Origin of the sequence: Streptomyces sp. NPDC057424, assembly GCF_042803315.1 — a bacterium.
Taxonomy (GTDB): domain Bacteria; phylum Actinomycetota; class Actinomycetes; order Streptomycetales; family Streptomycetaceae; genus Streptomyces.
Genome location: NZ_JBHVCP010000014.1, coordinates 99961 through 118598 on the forward strand (window position 1 = coordinate 99961; position 18638 = coordinate 118598).

15 protein-coding genes and 2 pseudogenes are annotated in these 18638 nt (G+C 71.5%); 7 read left to right on the forward strand and 10 right to left on the reverse strand.

What is annotated here, in order from left to right:
- The first annotated feature begins 74 nt into the window (after nt 1-74).
- From ACFU3E_RS14755 to ACFU3E_RS14775, 5 genes and pseudogenes are all read left to right on the forward strand, one after another.
- Nucleotides 75-917 carry a glutamate ABC transporter substrate-binding protein gene (locus ACFU3E_RS14755; RefSeq protein WP_384156735.1) on the forward strand — a complete coding sequence of 281 codons (843 nt, stop codon included), beginning with the start codon at nt 75-77 and terminating at the stop codon, nt 915-917.
- Between the two features lie 132 nt (nt 918-1049).
- Complete coding sequence (locus tag ACFU3E_RS14760) at nt 1050-1727, forward strand: amino acid ABC transporter permease (RefSeq protein WP_384156738.1); 678 nt, start codon at nt 1050-1052, stop codon at nt 1725-1727.
- Complete coding sequence (locus ACFU3E_RS14765; RefSeq protein ID WP_384156741.1) at nt 1724-2632, forward strand: amino acid ABC transporter permease; 909 nt, start codon at nt 1724-1726, stop codon at nt 2630-2632. Before ACFU3E_RS14760 ends, ACFU3E_RS14765 begins: the two co-directional genes overlap by 4 nt.
- 282 nt (nt 2633-2914) lie before the next feature.
- On the forward strand, nt 2915-4522 hold the full coding sequence (locus tag ACFU3E_RS14770) for an FAD-dependent monooxygenase (RefSeq protein ID WP_384156744.1): 1608 nt from the start codon (nt 2915-2917) through the stop codon (nt 4520-4522).
- A pseudogene (locus tag ACFU3E_RS14775) lies at nt 4519-4823 on the forward strand (rhodanese-like domain-containing protein); the annotation flags it as partial. The gene ACFU3E_RS14770 and the pseudogene ACFU3E_RS14775, both read left to right, overlap by 4 nt.
- A 335-nt stretch (nt 4824-5158) precedes the next feature.
- Here ACFU3E_RS14775 and recX read toward each other — a convergent pair.
- From recX to ACFU3E_RS14795, 4 genes are all read right to left on the reverse strand, one after another.
- Complete coding sequence (recX, locus tag ACFU3E_RS14780) at nt 5159-5977, reverse strand: recombination regulator RecX (RefSeq protein ID WP_384156747.1); 819 nt, start codon at nt 5975-5977, stop codon at nt 5159-5161.
- 3 nt (nt 5978-5980) lie between these two features.
- Nucleotides 5981-7105, reverse strand: coding sequence for a recombinase RecA (recA, locus tag ACFU3E_RS14785; protein WP_384156750.1), 1125 nt, complete (start codon nt 7103-7105; stop codon nt 5981-5983).
- Between the two features lie 549 nt (nt 7106-7654).
- Entirely contained in the window at nt 7655-8920 is a 1266-nt protein-coding gene (locus ACFU3E_RS14790; RefSeq protein WP_384156753.1) for an AI-2E family transporter, read from the reverse strand.
- Nucleotides 8921-9043: 123 nt separating this feature from the next.
- Nucleotides 9044-9238: a DUF3046 domain-containing protein gene (locus tag ACFU3E_RS14795; RefSeq protein WP_361305107.1), complete on the reverse strand. Its 195-nt coding sequence runs from the start codon at nt 9236-9238 to the stop codon at nt 9044-9046.
- 79 nt (nt 9239-9317) lie between these two features.
- On the opposite strand from ACFU3E_RS14795, the gene ACFU3E_RS14800 reads away from it, so the two are divergent.
- Nucleotides 9318-10262 (forward strand): hypothetical protein, encoded by a 945-nt coding sequence (locus ACFU3E_RS14800; protein WP_384156757.1) that lies wholly within the window; start codon nt 9318-9320, stop codon nt 10260-10262.
- Here ACFU3E_RS14800 and ACFU3E_RS14805 read toward each other — a convergent pair whose 3' ends face one another.
- From ACFU3E_RS14805 to ACFU3E_RS14830, 6 genes and pseudogenes are all read right to left on the reverse strand, one after another.
- Nucleotides 10263-10574, reverse strand: a complete 312-nt coding sequence (locus ACFU3E_RS14805) for an AzlD domain-containing protein (protein ID WP_384156759.1) — start codon at nt 10572-10574, stop codon at nt 10263-10265. It abuts the gene before it with no gap.
- Nucleotides 10571-11260 carry an AzlC family ABC transporter permease gene (locus tag ACFU3E_RS14810; protein ID WP_384156823.1) on the reverse strand — a complete coding sequence of 230 codons (690 nt, stop codon included), beginning with the start codon at nt 11258-11260 and terminating at the stop codon, nt 10571-10573. Before ACFU3E_RS14810 ends, ACFU3E_RS14805 begins: the two co-directional genes overlap by 4 nt.
- Nucleotides 11173-12147, reverse strand: a pseudogene (locus ACFU3E_RS14815) (AraC family transcriptional regulator). Before ACFU3E_RS14815 ends, ACFU3E_RS14810 begins: the two are co-directional and overlap by 88 nt.
- A 107-nt stretch (nt 12148-12254) precedes the next feature.
- Nucleotides 12255-12455: a helix-turn-helix domain-containing protein gene (locus tag ACFU3E_RS14820; RefSeq protein ID WP_384156762.1), complete on the reverse strand. Its 201-nt coding sequence runs from the start codon at nt 12453-12455 to the stop codon at nt 12255-12257.
- Nucleotides 12456-12475: 20 nt separating this feature from the next.
- Complete coding sequence (locus ACFU3E_RS14825) at nt 12476-12865, reverse strand: transposase (RefSeq protein ID WP_384156826.1); 390 nt, start codon at nt 12863-12865, stop codon at nt 12476-12478.
- Nucleotides 12777-13511 (reverse strand): transposase, encoded by a 735-nt coding sequence (locus ACFU3E_RS14830; protein WP_384156765.1) that lies wholly within the window; start codon nt 13509-13511, stop codon nt 12777-12779. The genes ACFU3E_RS14825 and ACFU3E_RS14830 overlap by 89 nt, the downstream gene beginning before the upstream one ends.
- Before the next feature lie 187 nt (nt 13512-13698).
- On the opposite strand from ACFU3E_RS14830, the gene ACFU3E_RS14835 reads away from it, so the two are divergent.
- On the forward strand, nt 13699-18609 hold the full coding sequence (locus ACFU3E_RS14835; RefSeq protein WP_384156768.1) for an ATP-dependent helicase: 4911 nt from the start codon (nt 13699-13701) through the stop codon (nt 18607-18609).
- Nucleotides 18610-18638 lie beyond the last annotated feature (29 nt).

Sequence of the window (18638 nt, forward strand, 5' to 3'; positions counted from 1 at the left end):
GGCGCGCGTCGCGCTCGCGACGACCCGCGTCACCCGCAACGACGGTTTTCTCTTCACGGCAAAGGATGTTCACCATGAAGCTCCGCAAGGTCTCCGCTGCGGCCGCCACCGCTCTTGTCCTCGCTCTGACCGCCACCGCCTGTGGTGGCGACGACGGCGGTGACTCCAACGGCTCCGGCTCCGGCGGCGGTGACAAGATCAAGATCGGCATCAAGTACGACCAGCCCGGTCTGGGCCTGAAGGAGCCCGACGGTTTCTCCGGCTTCGACGTGGACGTGGCGACGTACGTGGCCAAGGAACTGGGCTACGAGCCCGACCAGATCGAGTGGGTCGAGACCAAGAGCGCCGACCGTGAGAACGCGCTGGCCCGCGGTGACGTGAAGATGATCGCGGCCACGTACTCGATCACCGACGAGCGCAAGGAGAAGGTCGACTTCGCCGGTCCGTACCTGCTGGCCCACCAGGACCTGCTGGTGAAGGCGGACTCGGACATCAAGGAGGGCACCGACCTCAACGGCAAGAAGCTGTGCTCGGTGACGGGCTCCACGTCGGCGCAGAACGTCAAGAACGAGATCGCCCCGAAGGCACAGCTTCAGCAGCGCGGCGGCTACTCGGAGTGCATCGCGGGTCTGCAGAGCGGCGCCCTCGACGCCGTGACCACGGACGACTCGATCCTCGCGGGCTTCGCGTCCCAGGACGAGTACAAGGGGCAGTTCAAGCTCGCCGGACTGAAGCTGAGCAACGAGAACTACGGCATCGGTGTGAAGAAGGGCGACACCGAGACCGTGAACAAGATCAACGACGCGCTGGAGAAGATGGTCAGCGACGGCGCCTGGAAGAAGGCCGTCGAGGAGAACTTCGGGCCGGCGAACTACAAGTACGAGGAAGCCCCGAAGATCGGCCAGATCGTCCAGTAACGCGGAACTCCGCCGACGCAGGATCCCCGCGGTCGCAGCGGGGATCCGCAGGCGCGCCGCCGCCCCTCGCTTCTCCGGCGGCGGCGCGGCACGTCCGCCACCTAAGCCACACACCCGGAAGCGCGGGAGATCGTGTTCGACTTTCTTTCTGACTATGACAACCCGACCCTGCTGGGTGCCTTCTGGGTCACGGTGCAGCTCACCGTCTTCTCGGCCATCGGCTCGCTGATCTGGGGCACCCTGCTGGCGGCCATGCGGGTCAGTCCGGTTCCGCTGATGCGCGGGTTCGGCACCGCCTATGTGAACTTCGTCCGGAACATCCCCCTGACCGTCATCATCGTCTTCACCTCGCTCGGCCTGTCCGACATCTTCGGTGTGACGATGGGCGCGCCCGACGATTTCGAACTCAAGAACTTCCGGCTGGCCGTACTCGGCCTCGTTGCCTACACCGCGGCCTTCGTCTGCGAGGCGATCCGCTCCGGCATCAACACGGTGCCCGTCGGGCAGGCGGAGGCGGCCCGTGCCATCGGGCTCAGCTTCAGCCAGGTCCTGCGGCTCGTCGTGCTGCCGCAGGCGTTCCGTTCGGTCATCGGACCGCTGGCCAACGTGTTGATCGCGCTGACCAAGAACACCACCGTGGCGGCTGCGATCGGCGTGGCGGAGGCCGCCCTCCTGATGAAGGAAATGATCGAGAACGAAGCTCAGACAGTGCTCATCGGCGCGGTCTTCGCCTTCGGTTTCGTGGTACTGACCCTGCCCACTGGCCTCTTCCTCGGTTGGCTGAGCAAGCGACTGGCGGTAAAGCGATGACGTCCGTTCTCTACGATGCCCCGGGCCCGAAGGCCAAGCTGCGCAACGTGCTCTTCTCGGTGCTCTTCTTCGTCCTGCTCGCCCTCCTGCTGTGGTGGATCTGGCAGACGATGGAGGACAAGGGCCAGCTGAAGTGGTCCCTGTGGAAGCCGTTCACCACGTCCGAAGCCTGGACGACGTACCTGCTGCCTGGACTGGCCGACACTCTGAAGGCCGCGGCTCTCGCCATGGTCATCGCCCTCCCGCTGGGAGCCGTACTCGGCATCGCCCGCATGTCCGACCACCGCTGGGTGCGCATCCCGTCCGGCGCAGTGGTCGAGTTCTTCCGGGCCATCCCGGTGTTGCTGCTGATGCTGTTCGCCAACGAGTTCTACGTCCGCTCCACGGGCATCCCCAGCGACGAGCGGCCCTTGTACGCGGTCGTGACCGGCCTGGTGCTCTACAACGCCTCGGTTCTCGCCGAGATCGTACGCGCCGGCATCCTGTCCCTGCCCAAGGGGCAGTCTGAGGCCGCCATGGCGATCGGTCTGCGCAAGAGCCAGACGATGTCGAGCATCCTGCTCCCGCAGGCCGTCACCGCCATGCTGCCCGCCATCGTCAGCCAGCTGGTCGTCATCGTGAAGGACACCGCGCTGGGCGGCGTGATGCTCGGGTTCACCGAACTGCTCAACACGCGCAGCACACTCGCGGCCAACTACGCGAACGTCATCCCCAGCTTCATCGTGGTGGCGGTCATCTTCATCGTCCTGAACTTCATCCTCACATCCTTCGCCTCGTGGCTGGAGGGCAGGCTGCGCCGCAGCAGGAGGAGCACGGGTGCTGTTCTCGGTGCAGACAAGGTCGACGACGTGAACGCGGCCGAGGTGGGCGGCACCTACGGAACCGGTGCCGGCGGCTCTATCTGACGGCCCGACGACCTCTACTGCTGTGGCCCGCCGGATCCCCGGCGGGCCACAGCAGTGCCGAGCCAGAAGCCATGCGGTTTCCGTGCCACCCTGGCGCCCCATCACGTGACGAGCGAGTCGTCCCGCAACCCTTGATGCGATGCCATGATCGGCACCAGCCCTTGGTCACTTGACGCAAGCACCGGCAATGGGTTGCATACGTTCTGTGATCGTGCACCCTGCTCCGACTTTCTGTTCACCTACGTCTCTCAGGACACCTCAGCGGGCAGGGGGCGCCGCGTCGTGGACCCGGTGATCATCGTCGGAGCGGGACCCGTCGGGCTCACGCTCGCCTTGGCGCTGGCGCGTCAGGAGGTGCCGTGCGTCGTCCTCGACGAGGGCCCGGGCAAGGACGAACCCCGTGCGGCGCGCACCGTCGTCCTGCGCGAGGACACCGCCGCTCTGATGGCACGGCTGACCGGCATGCCCCTCGCCCGAGCCGGTGTGCACTGGGCCGGATGGCGGTCGATGCGGCGCAAGCAGGTGATCCGCGAGATCGTCTTCGACGACACCGAGCCCACCCCCCTGCACATCGCCCAGCACGTGCTGACCGGCGCCCTGCGCGCGGCCCTTGCGGGCGAACGGCTCGTCAAAGTCGCGGTGGAGAGCAGGCTCGACGGTGTCGAACAGGAGTCCTCGGGCGTCACGGCCCACACCCGCGGTCCCAAGGGAACGTGGTGGCGCGGCAGCTACCTGGTCGGCTGCGACGGCCCCCGCTCGACCGTGCGCAAGCTCCAGGACATCCGCTTCCCGGGCCGTACGGCGGTGGAACGCCACGCCGTCGCCGCGCTCCGCACCGAATTGCCCTGGCACGACGAGGCGTTGCTGCACCGGCTGCCGCCCTGGCGCATGTCCGGACCCTCGGCCGGCGAGGTCGCCGCGCGCCCGCTCCCGGACGGCGTCTGGCGCCTGGACTGGCTCCTGCCGCCCGGCAAGGACCTGGTCACGCCCGAGCTGCTGCTCACCCGCATTCGGGAGACCCTGGCGGGCTGGGCGGGCGGCACGACCCCGTCGTACGAGCTGCTGGACACCGGTGTCCACACCGTCCACCACCGGCTGGCCCGCCGCTGGCGCGCCGACCGCGTGTTCCTCGCCGGGGACGCGGCCCACCTGCTCGGGGCGCTGGGCACGCACGGGCTCGACGAGGGCCTGCGGGACGCCGACAACCTCGCCTGGAAACTGGCCCTGGCCTGGCACCACGGGCCTCACGAGGCGCTCCTCGACAGCTACCAGACGGAACGCCGGGCGGTCGTCGCCGCCCGGCTGCGCGCCGCTGACCAGGCGTTGCCGCTGCTGCGCGGCGGTGGAGGGCTGCGCGCCGTCGTCCCCGGCTCGTCCCGTGGCCACGACGCCCTCCTCACCGACGGTCACCTGGGGCACGGCCAGCTCGGCGCACCGGGGACGTACGCCGACTCACCGCTCGCGCCCCGATGCCTCGAAGGAGAGACCCCGGTCGGCACACCGATCGGAGCACCGGTCACCGATGTACGGGTCACCGCGGAGGACGGCACCTTCGTACGACTGCGGGACCGGCTCGGCCGCGGGGCGCTGCTCGTGGTGCTGATCGCGCCGGGCACCGGCGTCTGGGAGCGCAGGCACTGGGTCGGCGCGGGCATCATGCCGCAGCTCGCGGCGGCGGTCTCAGCACTGCCGCACCCCGCCGAGCTGCTCGTCGCCGAGAGCTATCCGGGCGCGGCCGCGCACACGGTGCTCCTGGTGCGCCCCGACGGGCACCTCGTCACCGCGCTGGGCGGAGTGCGCCCGGCCGCCCTGTACGCGGCGGCGGAGGCCACGGTGGGCGGACCGGTGAAGGCGCAGGCAGAGGCCGGTGCTACAGCCGGCTCGCGCTGACGTCAGTCAAGGCCACCCGGGCCGGCGACGCGCCCCGGGCCGATATCCGCTACGCCGCCCTGCGCGGACAGGATGGCCTCATCCCGGCGCCCTCGTCGTCGAGCGCAACGAACTGGAATGGCGCCTCGACCCCCAGGGCAGCCACCGCCTCCGCGAGGTCACTGGCCACGCCCTGCGCATCGTCGTGATCTGCAACGAGGGCTACGCGTCCAGTCTGGCGGCCCGGTCCTCGCACCGGCTGGGACTGCACCGGGCCACGGACCTGGTCGGGGGGTTCCAGGCTTGGCGGGGGGGCGGGGTTGCCGGTGGAGTGAGCTCTGGAGTGGCTGCGGGAGGGCTGGTCCTGCGGGCCTCAGCCCTCGATGCAGTTGCGTCGGCTGGTCATGCGTCGCAAGCTATGGCGACCCGAGCCACCTCAGGCTTCAGTCTCTCCCCCGCGAGGGGATGTAACGGCGGAACCCGTCGGCCAGGGCCCCCGCTGCCTCAACGACGGCACGTCCGCCTCCACCGCCGGTCGCACGTTGATCTTCATGCGCTGAGCCTAGGACGGGCACAGCCGCACATGTCGCGGCAGTTGCTCGGCAGGCCTCGTGCGGCTGCCTTGCCACCCGGACCTCAACCCCGTCAGTACGCCCCTCAGAATCCCTCGTCCCCGAGAAGGTCCGTGTTCTCCCCCTCCTCCTCCAGCGCCTGCCGGACCACCCGCAGGGCCATGCCCTCGGGGTAGCCCTTGCGGGCGAGCATGCCCGCGAGGCGGCGGAGGCGTTTGTCGCGGTCGAGGCCGCGGGTGGAGCGGAGCTTGCGGTCGACGAGTTCCCGGGCGGTCGCCTCCTCCTGCTCGGAGTCGAGCTGGGAGACGGCCTCGTCGATCAGCGTGGAGTCGACGCCCTTGGTCCGCAGCTCCCTGGCGAGCGCGCGCCGGGCCAGCCCTCTGCCGTGGTGGCGGGACTCCACCCAGGCGTCCGCGAAGGCCCCGTCGTTGATGAGGCCGACCTCTTCGAACCGCGACAGCACCTCCTCGGCGGCGTCGTCCGGGATCTGCCGCTTGCGCAGGGCGTCGGCGAGTTGCTTGCGGGTCCGCGGGGTCCCGGTGAGCAGGCGCAGGCAGATCGCCCGAGCCTGCTCGACCGGGTCCCCTGGAGGTGCCCCCTGCTCGGCCCTCGACGAGGAGGGGGCACCTCCGTCCTCGGCATCGGCCGCGGCCTCACCGAAGCCACGCCGACGACGACCGCGCCTGCCGCGCGGCCCGCCGTCACGCGAGCCACCCCCGGGCGAGCCGCCCCCGCGCGGCCCGGTCTCGTCCCCGTCCCCGTACAGCAGGTCGTCCTCGTGCGGTGTGTCCCAGAGGCCGTCCGCCCCGTCCGCGGCCGATCCCGTGTCGCCTCCGGTGTCCCTCCCCCGTGGGACACCGGAGGCGGCGTACTCGTACTCCGCCCAGTCGGTTCGCCGTGTCACGGGTCAGCTCTTGGCTGCGGCGGCCTTGGACTTGGCGGTCTTGGCCGGTGCCGGGGCGGGGACAGCGGGTGCCGCGTCAGCCGGCACGGAGACCGCGGCGTCCGTGCCCGGCTCGGCGGCCGGCTCCTCGGGACGCACGCCGACGCCCAGCTTCTCCTTGATCTTCTTCTCGATCTCGTTGGCCAGGTCGGGGTTGTCCTTGAGGAAGTTGCGCGCGTTCTCCTTCCCCTGGCCGAGCTGGTCACCCTCGTACGTGTACCAGGCGCCTGCCTTGCGGACGAAGCCGTGCTCCACGCCCATGTCGATCAGGCCGCCCTCGCGGCTGATGCCCTGACCGTAGAGGATGTCGAACTCGGCCTGCTTGAAGGGCGGCGCGACCTTGTTCTTGACGACCTTGCAGCGGGTGCGGTTACCGACCGCCTCCGTACCGTCCTTCAGGGTCTCGATGCGACGGATGTCGATGCGCACCGAGGCGTAGAACTTCAGCGCCCGGCCACCGGTCGTGGTCTCCGGGGAACCGAACATCACGCCGATCTTCTCGCGGAGCTGGTTGATGAAGATCGCGGTGGTCTTGGACTGGTTGAGCGCGCTGGTGATCTTCCGCAGGGCCTGGCTCATCAGGCGGGCCTGCAGCCCGACGTGGCTGTCCCCCATCTCGCCCTCGATCTCCGCGCGCGGGACGAGCGCGGCGACGGAGTCGATGACGATGAGGTCGAGGGCGCCGGAGCGGACCAGCATGTCCACGATCTCCAGGGCCTGCTCGCCGTTGTCCGGCTGGGAGAGGATGAGGTTGTCGATGTCGACGCCGAGCTTCTTCGCGTACTCGGGGTCGAGTGCGTGCTCCGCGTCGACGAAGGCGACCTGGCCTCCGGCCTTCTGCGCGTTCGCCACCGCGTGCAGGGTCAGGGTGGTCTTACCGGAGGATTCCGGTCCGTAGATCTCGACGACACGGCCGCGGGGCAGACCGCCCACGCCGAGGGCCACGTCCAGGGCGGTGGAGCCGGTCGGGATGACCTCGATGGGCTCGTTGGTCCGGTCACCCATGCGCATGACCGCGCCCTTGCCGAATTGCCGTTCAATCTGTGCGAGCGCGGCATCCAGTGCCTTCTCGCGGTCGGTTCCTGCCATGGGTTCCACCCGATTTGCTTGAGTCGATCGCTTCACGTCAAAGACGCTAACGCCTGCCACTGACAATGCGCCCCGACGCACGTCCGGCCTGTGGATAACTCGGGCATTTCTCTACCCAAAGTACGTCGAAATGCCCTTCGTTGAGCCTCGCCGGTGCCTTCATGAGAATGGATGTTCGATTTTCGTGTCAAGCGCACCACGCGGCATCGCGCGCCATGTTGCGTGCCGGGGCGTGCCCGTGCCTCAGTACCGTGCTGTCCCGCCAGGGTCCCGGCCCTCACCCGCGGCCTGCTCGATCCGGCCACGGCTTCCGAGGCGGAGCGGGTGCTCTGCAACGCCCTGACGGACGGTGTCTTCAGACGGGGCCCGGCCATGCCGGCAGCTCTGCCGTTCCTGCTCCGTCTCGCCGCCGATCCGCCGCCGATCCGTCGGTGCCGTGCGGACCGAGCTGGTCGAGGTCCTGCTCGTCGCGGAGCGCTCATCCCACCCATCGAGCGGGCGAGCCTCTTGGAGGCCGCGACGCCGTAGGAGCCGGGCGGCCAGGGCCTCTCAGGAGGAGCTCTCCCCGGAGCATCCGTCTCCGGGCCGCTCCACCCCCGGCCGCCGTATCCACACCCCTCTGGCGCGCGTGAGCAGGCCCGGCCCCTCTCCTCGTCGGCGGTGGCCGTGCACCCGGGGGTCGTCCGTGACGTCGTAGCGCCTCACATACGCCCCCAGGAACGCCTGGAGGGTGGCGATGGCGGGGATGGCGATCAGCGCGCCGACGGCGCCGAGGAGAGCGGTGCCGGCGACGACCGAGCCGAAGGCGACGGCAGGGTGGATGTCGACGGTCTTGGAGGTCAGCTTGGGCTGCAGCACGTAGTTCTCGAACTGCTGGTAGATCACGACGAAGACCAGCACCCACAGCGCGTACCAGGGATCCACCGTGAATGCGATCAGCATGGGCAGGGCGCCCGCGAGATAGGTGCCGATGGTGGGGATGAACTGCGACACCAGGCCCACCCACACGGCGAGCACGGGCGCGTAGGGCACGTCCAGAGCCTGGAGCAGGACGAAGTGCGCCGCACCGGAGATCAGCGCCATCAGGCCACGGGAGTAGATGTAGCCGCCGGTCTTGTTCACGGCGATCTCCCACGCGCGCAGCACTTCGGCCTGGCGGGCTGGCGGCAGGACCGAGCAGATCGCGCGGCGCAGTCGCGGGCCGTCAGCGGCGAAGTAGAACGAGAACAGGGCGACTGTGAGCAGCTGGAAGAGGCCACCGATGACCTGGGCGGACACGTCCAGGACGCCTGTGGCGCTGTTCTGGACGTAGTTGCGCAGCCAGTCGGAGCGGAGCAGGCCCTCCTGGATGTCGACGCGCTTCAGGTCGGTCCTGAAGTGCGTGTTGATCCAGTTGATGACGGAGTCGAGGTACTCGGGGAAGCCCTCGATCAGCTTGATGATCTGGTCCGCGAGGACGGAACCGAGCAGGGTGACGAAACCGGCCGACACGATCATCACGCCGATGAAGACCACGAACGCGGCGAACCCTCTGCGCATGCCGCGCGAGGCCATCCAGCCCACCGCGGGTTCTATCGCGAGCGCCAGGAAGAACGCGATGAGGATGTTGATCAGCAGGCCGGTGAGCTGGTGGAAGGCCCAGCTGCCCAGTTGGAACACAGCGACGAGGGCGAGCGCGAGCACCATGGCTCGGGGCAGCCAGCGCGGCATGCGGCCGTTCGCCCCGGCCCCGCCGACCGGAGGCCTGACGGGCGGCGTCGTACCGGAAGCTGAGGGCTGCTGGGTTGCCTGCCCGGTCTCGTCAGTGGGTGCCACGGTCCAAGTCTCGCCCACGCCACCGACAGCCGTGTACCCGTGTGCGATCTTCGTGACCGGTCAGCGACGTCCGAGGCCGTCCGGCCGATCCGGCCGGTGGTCTCCGAGGCTCATCGGCAACGGTCAGCGCCTCTCCCGGGGCACGTCCATCACCGAGCAGACCACCTGCCAGACCTCTTTGGCGTCCCAGCCGGCCGCCAGCGCCTCGTGCACCGTGCGTCCGCCGAGCTCGGACATCACATGGTCGCGCGCGAAGGTTTCGGCGTAACCAGAACCGAAGTGCTCCGCCATCCGCTGCCAGAAGACCGTCAACCGCATGCCTCCAGTATCCCGCCCCTGGGGTGGGCCTGAGCCGTGGCCGCCTGCCGCCACCGCTTCGCGCCCTACGGTCTGACCCATGGCCCAAACAGGAGCTACCGAAGTCCCCCCGACGTCCCCGCGGCACAGCCCCGTCTCGCGTGCGGAGCGTTTCGTCTGGCTCACCGCGCGCGTGCTCGAGCAACACCGCTTCGCCCACCACTTCCGGGGCGCCGCCGCCGATCCGGTGGAGACCGCCCTGGACGCCTACCGCAACGAGGACGGTGGATACGGCCATGCGCTGGAGCCCGATCTGCGCGGCCCGGTCAGCCAGCCGCTGCACACCGCGCACGCCCTGCGCGTCCTGGACGCGGTCGGACGCTGCGCCGGTCAGCGCGTGGAGCGCATGTGCCGCTACCTGACGTCCATCTCCACGACGGACGGTGCCCTCCCCGCGATCCACCCCAGCCAGCGTGACTACCCCACGGCCCCGTTCGTGAGAGTGGTGGACGACCCGCCCAGCGACCTCCTGGCCACCGGGCCGGTGGTGGGTCTGCTGCACCGCAACGAGGTGTGGCACGCCTGGCTGTTCCGGGCCACGGACTTCTGCTGGCAGGCGGTCGAGTCCCTGGAGACGTCGCATCCGTACGAGATCGAGGCCGCCGTGGCCTTCCTGGACTCCGCCCCCGACCGCCCGCGCGCGGAGGCGGCCGCCGGCCGTCTCGGCCGGCTGGTCCGCGAGTACCGTCTCGCGGCCCTGGACCCCTGCGACCTGGACGGGTATCCGGTGTCCCCCGGCTACGCCCCGGGGGAGCACCACTTCCCGTACGACTACGCGCGGACGCCGCGCTCGCTCGCGCGCGCGTGGTTCACGGACGCGGAGATGGCCCGCTCCCTGGACCATCTAGCGGCCCAACAGCAGGAGGACGGCGGCTGGCCTGTCCGGTGGCGCCACTGGGCCCCGGCCCCCGCCCTGGAGGCGCGTCCGCTCGTGACGATCGAGGCCCTGCGCGTGCTCAGCGCGTACGGCCGCGCGATCGACTGATCATCCCGCCCCCATGGCCCGCACCCCCGCGGTCACCAGCACGGCCGCGGCGACGACGAGCAGGAACGGGGCGCGCAGCATCAGCGCGACGGCCGCGGCGGCGAGTCCGGCGGCCCGGGCGTCCAGCACCAGGGTCTGCCCGTCGGCGAAGGTCTGCTGAGCGGTGAGGGCCGCGAGCAGCGCGACGGGCAGCAGCGCGGCGAGGCGTTTGACGACGGGCCGCTCCAGGGCTCCTGCGGGCACCAGGAGCCCGGCCAGCTTGACGGCGTAACACCCGAGGACGGTCGCCCCGATCGCGATCCAGACGTTCACCGTGTGTCCCCCTGTCCCCTGCGCCGGCCGTCCGCCCACAGCACGGCCGGCGCCGCCAGCGCGGCCAGCAGCACGGGCACCCCGGCGGGCAGCACCGGCAGTAGCCCGAGCCCCAGCAGCACGGCGAGCCCGGCGACGGCCCGCTCGGTGCCGGACCTCAGCATGGGCGCCAGCAGCGCCAGGAACACCGCGGGCCCGGCGGCGTCGAGACCCCACGCGTCGGTGTCCCCGAGGGCCTCGGCGCCCAGGGCACCGAGCAGCGTGGTGAGGTTCCACAGGAGGTACAGGCTCAGCCCGGTCACGACGAACCCGAGCCGTGCGGCACGCCGGGTGGGCTGGGCGAGCGCGACGGCGGCCGTCTCGTCGATCACCCACTGGGCGGCGAACGGCCGTACCGCGCGCGGGAGGGCCAGCAACTGCGAGAGACGCAAGCCGTAGAAGGCGTTCCGTACGCCCAGGAAGAAGGCCCCGGCAGCGGCGGTGAACGGGCTGCCACCGGCCGCGAGGGCCCCCACCAGGGCGAACTGGGACGCACCGGTGAACACCAGAAGACTGAGCGCGCACGTCTGCAGCAGCGTGAGTCCGCTGCCGGCCGCCGTCACGCCGAAGGCGAACCCGGACAGCCCGACGGCCACCCCGACACCGAGGGCGTCGCGTACGACCGCCCGATCCGCCTTTCCACCGATATCCGCGTCCTCGAGAACCGTCTGATCTGCCACGCCCCGCACGCTACGGCCAGTGACTAGCGCGAATCTTGTACGTTCTTGCGCTCCCGCTGGTACGCCCCCGGAGGCACACCGACCATCCGGCTGAAGTGCCGGTTGAGATGCGGCTGATCGGTGAACCCGACGGCCACGGCGACCTCGGCGGGCGCCGTCCCCGCGTCCAGCAACCGCCGCGCCCGCCGGACCCGCGCGTCCGTGAGCCACGCGTGCGGCGGCATCCCGTAGACGTCCCGGAAGGCCCGCAGCAGGGCGAACGGGCTGGTCCCGAGGCCGGCCGCGAGCTGCTCCAGGGTCGGCGGACGTGCCATCCGCTCCTCCAGCACCCCACGCGCGCGTGCGGCGATCCGAGCTCCCGCCGTCCGCACCTCCCGCCGCGGCAGGTGCCCGCCGTTCAGCCGCAGCAGCCTGGTCACGGCGACTCTCAGCAGCGTGTCCGCGGCCAGCGCGTTACCCTCGTCGGCGGCCCGCAGCACCTGGTGCACCAGGCCCACGGCGTAGGGATCGTCCATCACCGGGCTGACGAACCCCGGCGTCCCGCGCAGTGCCGTCGTCTCGGCGGCGATCTCCGCCACCACGTCGGGCGGCGGGTACACGGCCCCGTACCGCCATCCTTCGGGCACCCCGGCCCGCCCGGTGTGCGGCGTGTCGGGATTCACCAGTGCGAGGGCCCCGGCCCCGGCGTACTGATCACCCCCGCCGTGGTGGAACACCTCCACCCCGTCGGCGATGGCGGCGATCACGAAGTTCTCGTGCGTGTGCCGCACGAACGTCTTGCGCACATACCGGGCCCGCAGCAGATCGACCCCGGGCAGCGCGTCGTACTGCCAGTGCCGTGCGCGCTCGTTCATACGACCATTGTCCGCGGCTGCGGACGACGCGATGCACCCCCTGCCGCCACCCGCGGCGAAACGGCAGGCCGCGAGCCGTCGAGGCCCCGTTGATGTTCCTATCGCTGTCAAGCGGCTTGGAGCCAGTCGCGGTAGGCGTGGGCGAGGTCGTCGTCCCTTCTCAGTCCTCTTTCGACTCTGGAAATGGTGGTGGGCCAGACTCCGAAGTGCTGCGCGACGGCGGTGAGGGTGATGTTCTTGGTTTGTCGCAGGGGCCGCAGGCCGGCGATGCCGGGGATGGTGACCGTGGTGGTCAGGCAGCGGAACATCTCCCGGGCGATGGCCCGTTTCAGGAGCCGGATGATCTCCTTCGGCCCGCGGCGGTCTGCCGTGCCACGTAGGCGCGGGTGTGGGAGTCGCTGGACATGCGGACCAGGGCGATGCGATAGAGGGCGGCGTTGGCTGCCCGGTCACCGCCTCGGGACAGGCGGTGCCGGTTGGTCCTGCCGCTGGAGGCGGGGGCCGGGGCGGCTCCGCAGAGGGCTGCGAAGGACGCTTCGGTCCGTAAGCGTTCAGGGTTGCCTCCTGCCGTGGCCAGCAGCTGGGCCGCGGTGTCGGGGCCGACTCCGTAGGCGGCCCGCAGGCCGGGGTTATGGGTGGTGACCTCGTTGTCCAGGGCCTTGGTGAGGGCCTCGTGCTCGGCGGTCAGTTCTTTGACGCGTCGGCCGAGGCTCTTCAGTGCGGTGAGGACCGCGACGTGGAGCGCGTCCCCGGTCGGCCGCAGCCGGGCCAGGGCGTCGGTGCGGGCTGTCCCTTTGAGCTGTCCGTATCGGGCGCGGATGCTCTCGGGCGCGGTGATGAGTGATCTGGTTCAGGGCGGCGGCGCGTGCCTTGACGGCGGAGCGGGCGGCGTTGTGCAGGGCGCGTATGCCGGCGACGGTCTCGTCTTTCGGCGCGCCTTGGGCTCGTCCGGACAGTGCGGCCCGGGCGGCGGCGTAGGCGTCGATGGGATCGGACCTTCCGATGCGGCGGCGTTCGGCCCGGTCGGGCCGGTTGACCTCGACGACCTGATGCCCGTGCGAGCGGGCGGCACCGGTGAAGCCGGCGCCGTAGGAGGCAGTGCCTTCTACGCCGATCGCCATACGTGGCCGTGGGCGCTCAGAAATGCCAGAGCCGCAGCGTATCCGGCTGCCGTGGTGGTGAACTCGGCGTCGGCGAGGTGTCCGCCGTTGTCGCTGATGACCGCGACGTGGACGGTGTCGGCATGGGAGTCGCCCCCGCCGAACACATCCTGGTCCGCGGTCTCCTCTGCGTCCTTTGATGCCCTGCTGGTAATGCCTTCCCAACCGGAGGTGGGCACCGGCCGGGTGGCGCAGACAGGACATTGAAGGGGCTTCTGGCCAAGCTCCTGTCAGGTCATGTTCCGTCCGGCCGGAGCCATGAGAACAGGTCCCGGCGACCGGACAGAACAACACGAGGACAGCCCAGCAGGACGTCAGTCAGTGCCCGGGGCACGACCACCGGAACCCGAGTATCAGCATCAATGTCAGTGCCGGGGTGCACGATGGACGCATGCCCAGCAATGCGTACCGAGCCCTGGACGGCTTCTCCCCCGCGACCCGCGCCTGGTTCACGGGGGCGTTCTCCGCGCCCACCTCGGCCCAGGCCGGCGCGTGGCAGGCCATCCACGAGGGTTCGGACGTGCTGGTCGTCGCCCCCACCGGCTCGGGCAAGACCCTGGCGGCTTTCCTGGCCGCGCTGGACCAGCTGGCCTCGGCGCCTCCCCCCGCCGACCCGAAGAAGCGCTGCCGGGTCCTGTACATCTCGCCCCTCAAGGCCCTGGCGGTGGACGTCGAGCGCAACCTGCGCAGCCCGCTGACCGGCATCCGCCAGGAGTCCGTGCGCCTCGGCCTGCCCGAGCCCGAGGTCAAGGTGGGCATCCGCTCGGGCGACACCCCCGCCGCCGAGCGCCGCGCCCTGGCGACCCGCCCGCCGGACATCCTGATCACGACCCCCGAGTCCTTGTTCCTGATGCTGACCTCGGCCACCCGAGACGCCCTGACCGGCATCGACACGGTGATCCTGGACGAGGTGCACGCGGTCGCCGGCACCAAGCGCGGTGCCCATCTCGCGCTCTCCCTGGAGCGGCTGGACGACCTCCTCCCGAAACCCGCCCGCCGCATCGGCCTCTCCGCGACGGTCCGCCCGGTGGACGAGGTGGCCCGTTTCCTCTCGCCCCGCCGCAAGGTGGAGATCGTCCAGCCGGAGTCGGGCAAGGAGTTCGACCTGTCCGTGGTCGTCCCCGTCGAGGACCTGGGCGAGCTGGGCGGCTCTCCGGTGGCGGAGGGCCGGGAAGGCGCCGAGCGACCGTCCATCTGGCCGCACGTGGAGGAGCGGATCGCCGACCTCGTCCAGTCCCACCGCTCCACGATCGTCTTCGCGAACTCCCGCCGCCTCGCGGAGCGCCTCTGCAACCGCCTGAACGAGATCGCGTACGAACGGGCCACGGGCGAGACGCTCGACGAGCACCACTCCCCCGCCGCACTCATGGGCGGCTCGGGAGCGGCCCAGGGCGCACCCCAGGTCATCGCCCGCGCCCACCACGGCTCGGTGTCCAAGGAGCAGCGCGCCCTGGTCGAGGAGGATCTCAAGGCGGGGCGTCTGCCGGCGGTCGTGGCCACGTCCAGTCTCGAGCTGGGCATCGACATGGGCGCGGTGGACCTGGTCGTGCAGGTGGAGTCGCCGCCGTCCGTCGCCTCCGGCCTGCAGCGCGTCGGCCGGGCGGGGCACCAGGTGGGGGCGGTCTCCACCGGTGTGGTCTTCCCGAAGTACCGCGGCGACCTGGTCCAGGCTGCGGTGGTCACCGAGCGCATGCGCACCGGCTCCATCGAGTCGCTCAAGGTCCCCGCCAACCCTCTGGACGTCCTGGCCCAGCAGGTGGTCGCCATGACGGCCCTGGACACGTGGCAGTTCGACGACCTCCTCGCCGCCGTCCGCCGGGCCGCCCCCTTCGCCTCCCTGCCCGAGTCGGCCTTCACGGCGGTCCTCGACATGCTGGCCGGCCGCTACCCGTCCGACGCGTTCGCGGAGCTGCGCCCTCGCGTCGTGTGGGACCGCGTCACCGGCGAGATCACCGGCCGCCCCGGCGCGCAGCGCCTCGCCGTCACCTCCGGCGGCACGATCCCCGACCGCGGCCTCTTCGGCGTCTTCCTCGCGGGCGCCGACCCCAAGAAGGGCGGCGGCCGGGTCGGCGAGCTCGACGAGGAGATGGTCTACGAATCCCGCGTCGGTGACGTCTTCACGCTCGGCACCAGCTCCTGGCGCATCGAGGACATCACCCGCGACCGCGTCCTGGTCTCCCCGGCCCCGGGCGTACCGGGCCGGCTGCCCTTCTGGAAGGGCGACCAGCTGGGACGCCCGCTGGAACTGGGCCGGGCACTGGGCGCGTTCCTGCGCGAGGTCGGCTCGCTGCCCAAGGACGACGCCCGCCTCCGTCTCCTCGCCGCCGGCCTGGACGCGTGGGCGGCGGACAACGTGCTGTCCTACCTGGACGAACAGCGCGAGGCCTGCGGCCACGTCCCGGACGACCGGACGATCGTCGTGGAGCGCTTCCGCGACGAGCTCGGCGACTGGCGCGTGGTCGTGCACTCCCCCTTCGGCGCCCAGGTGCACGCCCCCTGGGCGCTCGCGCTCGGCGCGAAGCTCTCCGAGCGGTACGGCATGGACGCGCAGGTCATGCACGCCGACGACGGCATCGTGCTGCGCCTGCCGGACGCCGACCTGATGGGCCTTGACCTGCTGGACCAGGAGCCGGTCACGATGGGCCGGGAGTACGACGCCGAGCAGGCCCCCTTGGGCGCGGCGGACGTCGTCTTCGACAAGGGCGAGGTCGACCAGGTCGTCACCGACCAGGTGGGCAGTTCCGCCCTGTTCGCCTCCCGTTTCCGTGAGTGCGCCGCCCGCGCGTTGCTGCTGCCGCGCCGCAATCCGGGCAAGCGCACCCCGCTGTGGCAGCAGCGGCAGCGCGCCTCGCAGCTGCTGCAGGTGGCGAGCGAGTTCGGCTCGTTCCCGATCGTCCTGGAGGCGGTCCGCGAGTGTCTGCAGGACGTCTTCGACGTTCCCGGCCTCGTGGAGCTGATGGGCGACCTGGAGTCCCGCAGGGTCCGCCTCGTCGAGGTCACCACTCCCGAGCCGACCCCCTTCGCGCGCTCTCTCCTCTTCGGCTACGTCGCACAGTTCCTGTACGAGGGCGACTCCCCGCTCGCCGAGCGCCGCGCCGCCGCCCTGTCGCTGGACTCCCGGCTGCTGGCCGAGCTCCTGGGCCAGGCGGAGCTGCGAGAGCTGCTCGACGCGGAGGTCCTGGCCGAGCTGGAGCGTGAGCTCCAGTGGCTCACCGAGGACCGACGCGTCAAGGACTCCGAGGGCGTCGCGGACCTCCTCCGCCTCCTCGGCCCGCTCACGGACGAGGAACTGGCCGAGCGGGGCGCCGAACCGCAATGGGCGCGGGAACTCGCCGGGGCCCGCCGCGCCATCCGGGTCCGGATCGCGGGCAGAGACCACTGGGCCGGGATCGAGGACGCGGGCCGCCTGCGCGACGCGCTGGGCACAGCCCTGCCGGTCGGTGTCCCGGAGGCCTTCACGGAGCCCGTCAAGGACCCGCTCGGCGACCTCCTCGCGCGTTACGCTCGCACCCACGGCCCTTTCACCTCGGCCACGGCGGCGGCCCGCTTCGGCCTGGGCGTCGCCGTCACCGAGGGCGCCCTCCAGCGACTCACGGCGGCGGGCCGGGTCGTCCAGGGCGAGTTCCATCCGGCCGGGATCGGCCAGGAGTGGTGCGACGCCGCCGTGCTGCGCCGGCTGCGCCGCCGTTCCCTGGCCGCACTGCGGCACGAACTGGAGCCGGCGCCGCCGGCCGCACTCGCCCACTTCCTCCCCCAGTGGCAGCACATCGGCAAGGGGCACTCCCTGCGCGGCATCGACGGGCTGGTCCGGGCCATCGAGCAGGTCCAGGGCGCGTCCGTACCGGCCTCCGCCCTGGAAAAGCTGGTTCTGCCCTCCCGGGTCGTGAACTACACCCCGGCGATGCTGGACGAGCTCACCGCCGCCGGCGAGGTGGTCTGGGCCGGGGCGGGCTCCCTGCCGGGCAAGGACGGCTGGGTCTCCCTCTATCTGGCGGACGCGGCCCCCCTGCTCCTGCCGCCCCCGCACCCCTTGGAGCTGACCGCCCTGCACCAGTCCGTGCTGGACACCCTCTCCGGCGGCTACGGCCTGTTCTTCCGCCAGATCGCCGACCAGGTCCGCGCCACCACCCACCCGGACGCCACCGATCCCCAGCTGGCCGACGCCCTGTGGGACCTGGCCTGGTCCGGCCGCCTGACGAACGACACGCTCACCCCCATGCGCTCCCTGCTCGGCTCGGGCCGCACCGCAGGCTCCACGGCCCACCGAGCCAAACGCTCGATGCCGCGCGGCCGATACGGCTCCCTGACGGCCGCGGCCCGCACCGCGTCCCGCTCCGGCCCGCCGACGGTCGCCGGCCGCTGGTCCCTGCTCCCGGCCCACGAGCCCGATCCCACCGTGCGGGCCCATGCCCTCGCCCGCACGCTGCTCGACCGGCACGGCGTGGTCACCAGGGGCGCGGTCTCGGCGGAGGGCGTCGAGGGCGGCTTCTCGGCGACGTACCGCGTCCTGTCGGCCTTCGAGGAGAGCGGCCAGGCCCGCCGCGGCTACGTGGTGGAGGGCCTCGGCGCCGCGCAGTTCGCGATGGACGGCGCGGTGGACCGCCTGCGCGCGGTGTCCAGCGCCCGCGACCGCGGCGAGGACCTGCCCGGCCCCCCGCCCGGTCCCGAACCCGGCCCGTTCCCCGCCCACGACTTCGCCGGTCCGGACGACTCCACCCCCTCCCACGACCACACCGACGCCCCCGACGGCTTCCCCGGCCCGGACGCCTCCTACGACACCCCCAGGCCGTCCCCGGGCGAGTGGGTCTCGCCCCGCGACTACCCCCCGCAGGCGGCACCGCCCGGGCAGAACGGCGGGCGTGCGGCGTACGACCAGGGCTTTCCGGGCCGCCGTACCCGCCCTGACGGTGCCTCCCGGGCCGTCGTTCTCGCCGCCGCCGACCCCGCGAACGCGTACGGTGCCGCCCTGGCCTGGCCCGAGCCCCCGGCCGGCGCCGGACACAAGCCGGGCCGCAAAGCGGGCTCCCTGGTGGTGCTGGTCGACGGTGAGCTGACGCTCTACATGGAGCGCGGGGGCAAGACCCTGCTGGCCTGGGCCGCAAGCCCGGACGGCGACCCCGCCGACGACCCTCGTCTGCACAGCGCCGCGGAGGCCCTCGCCGCCGCTGCCCGTGCGGGCTCGCTCGGCACGGTCACGGTGGAGCGCGTCAACGGCGCCCAGGCCCTGACCTCCCCCATCGGCGCCCTCCTGGAAGGAGCGGGCTTCATCGCGACGCCCAGAGGACTCCGGCTGCGCGCCTGATAGCCCCCGCCCAGCAGCCGGCCGGGCCG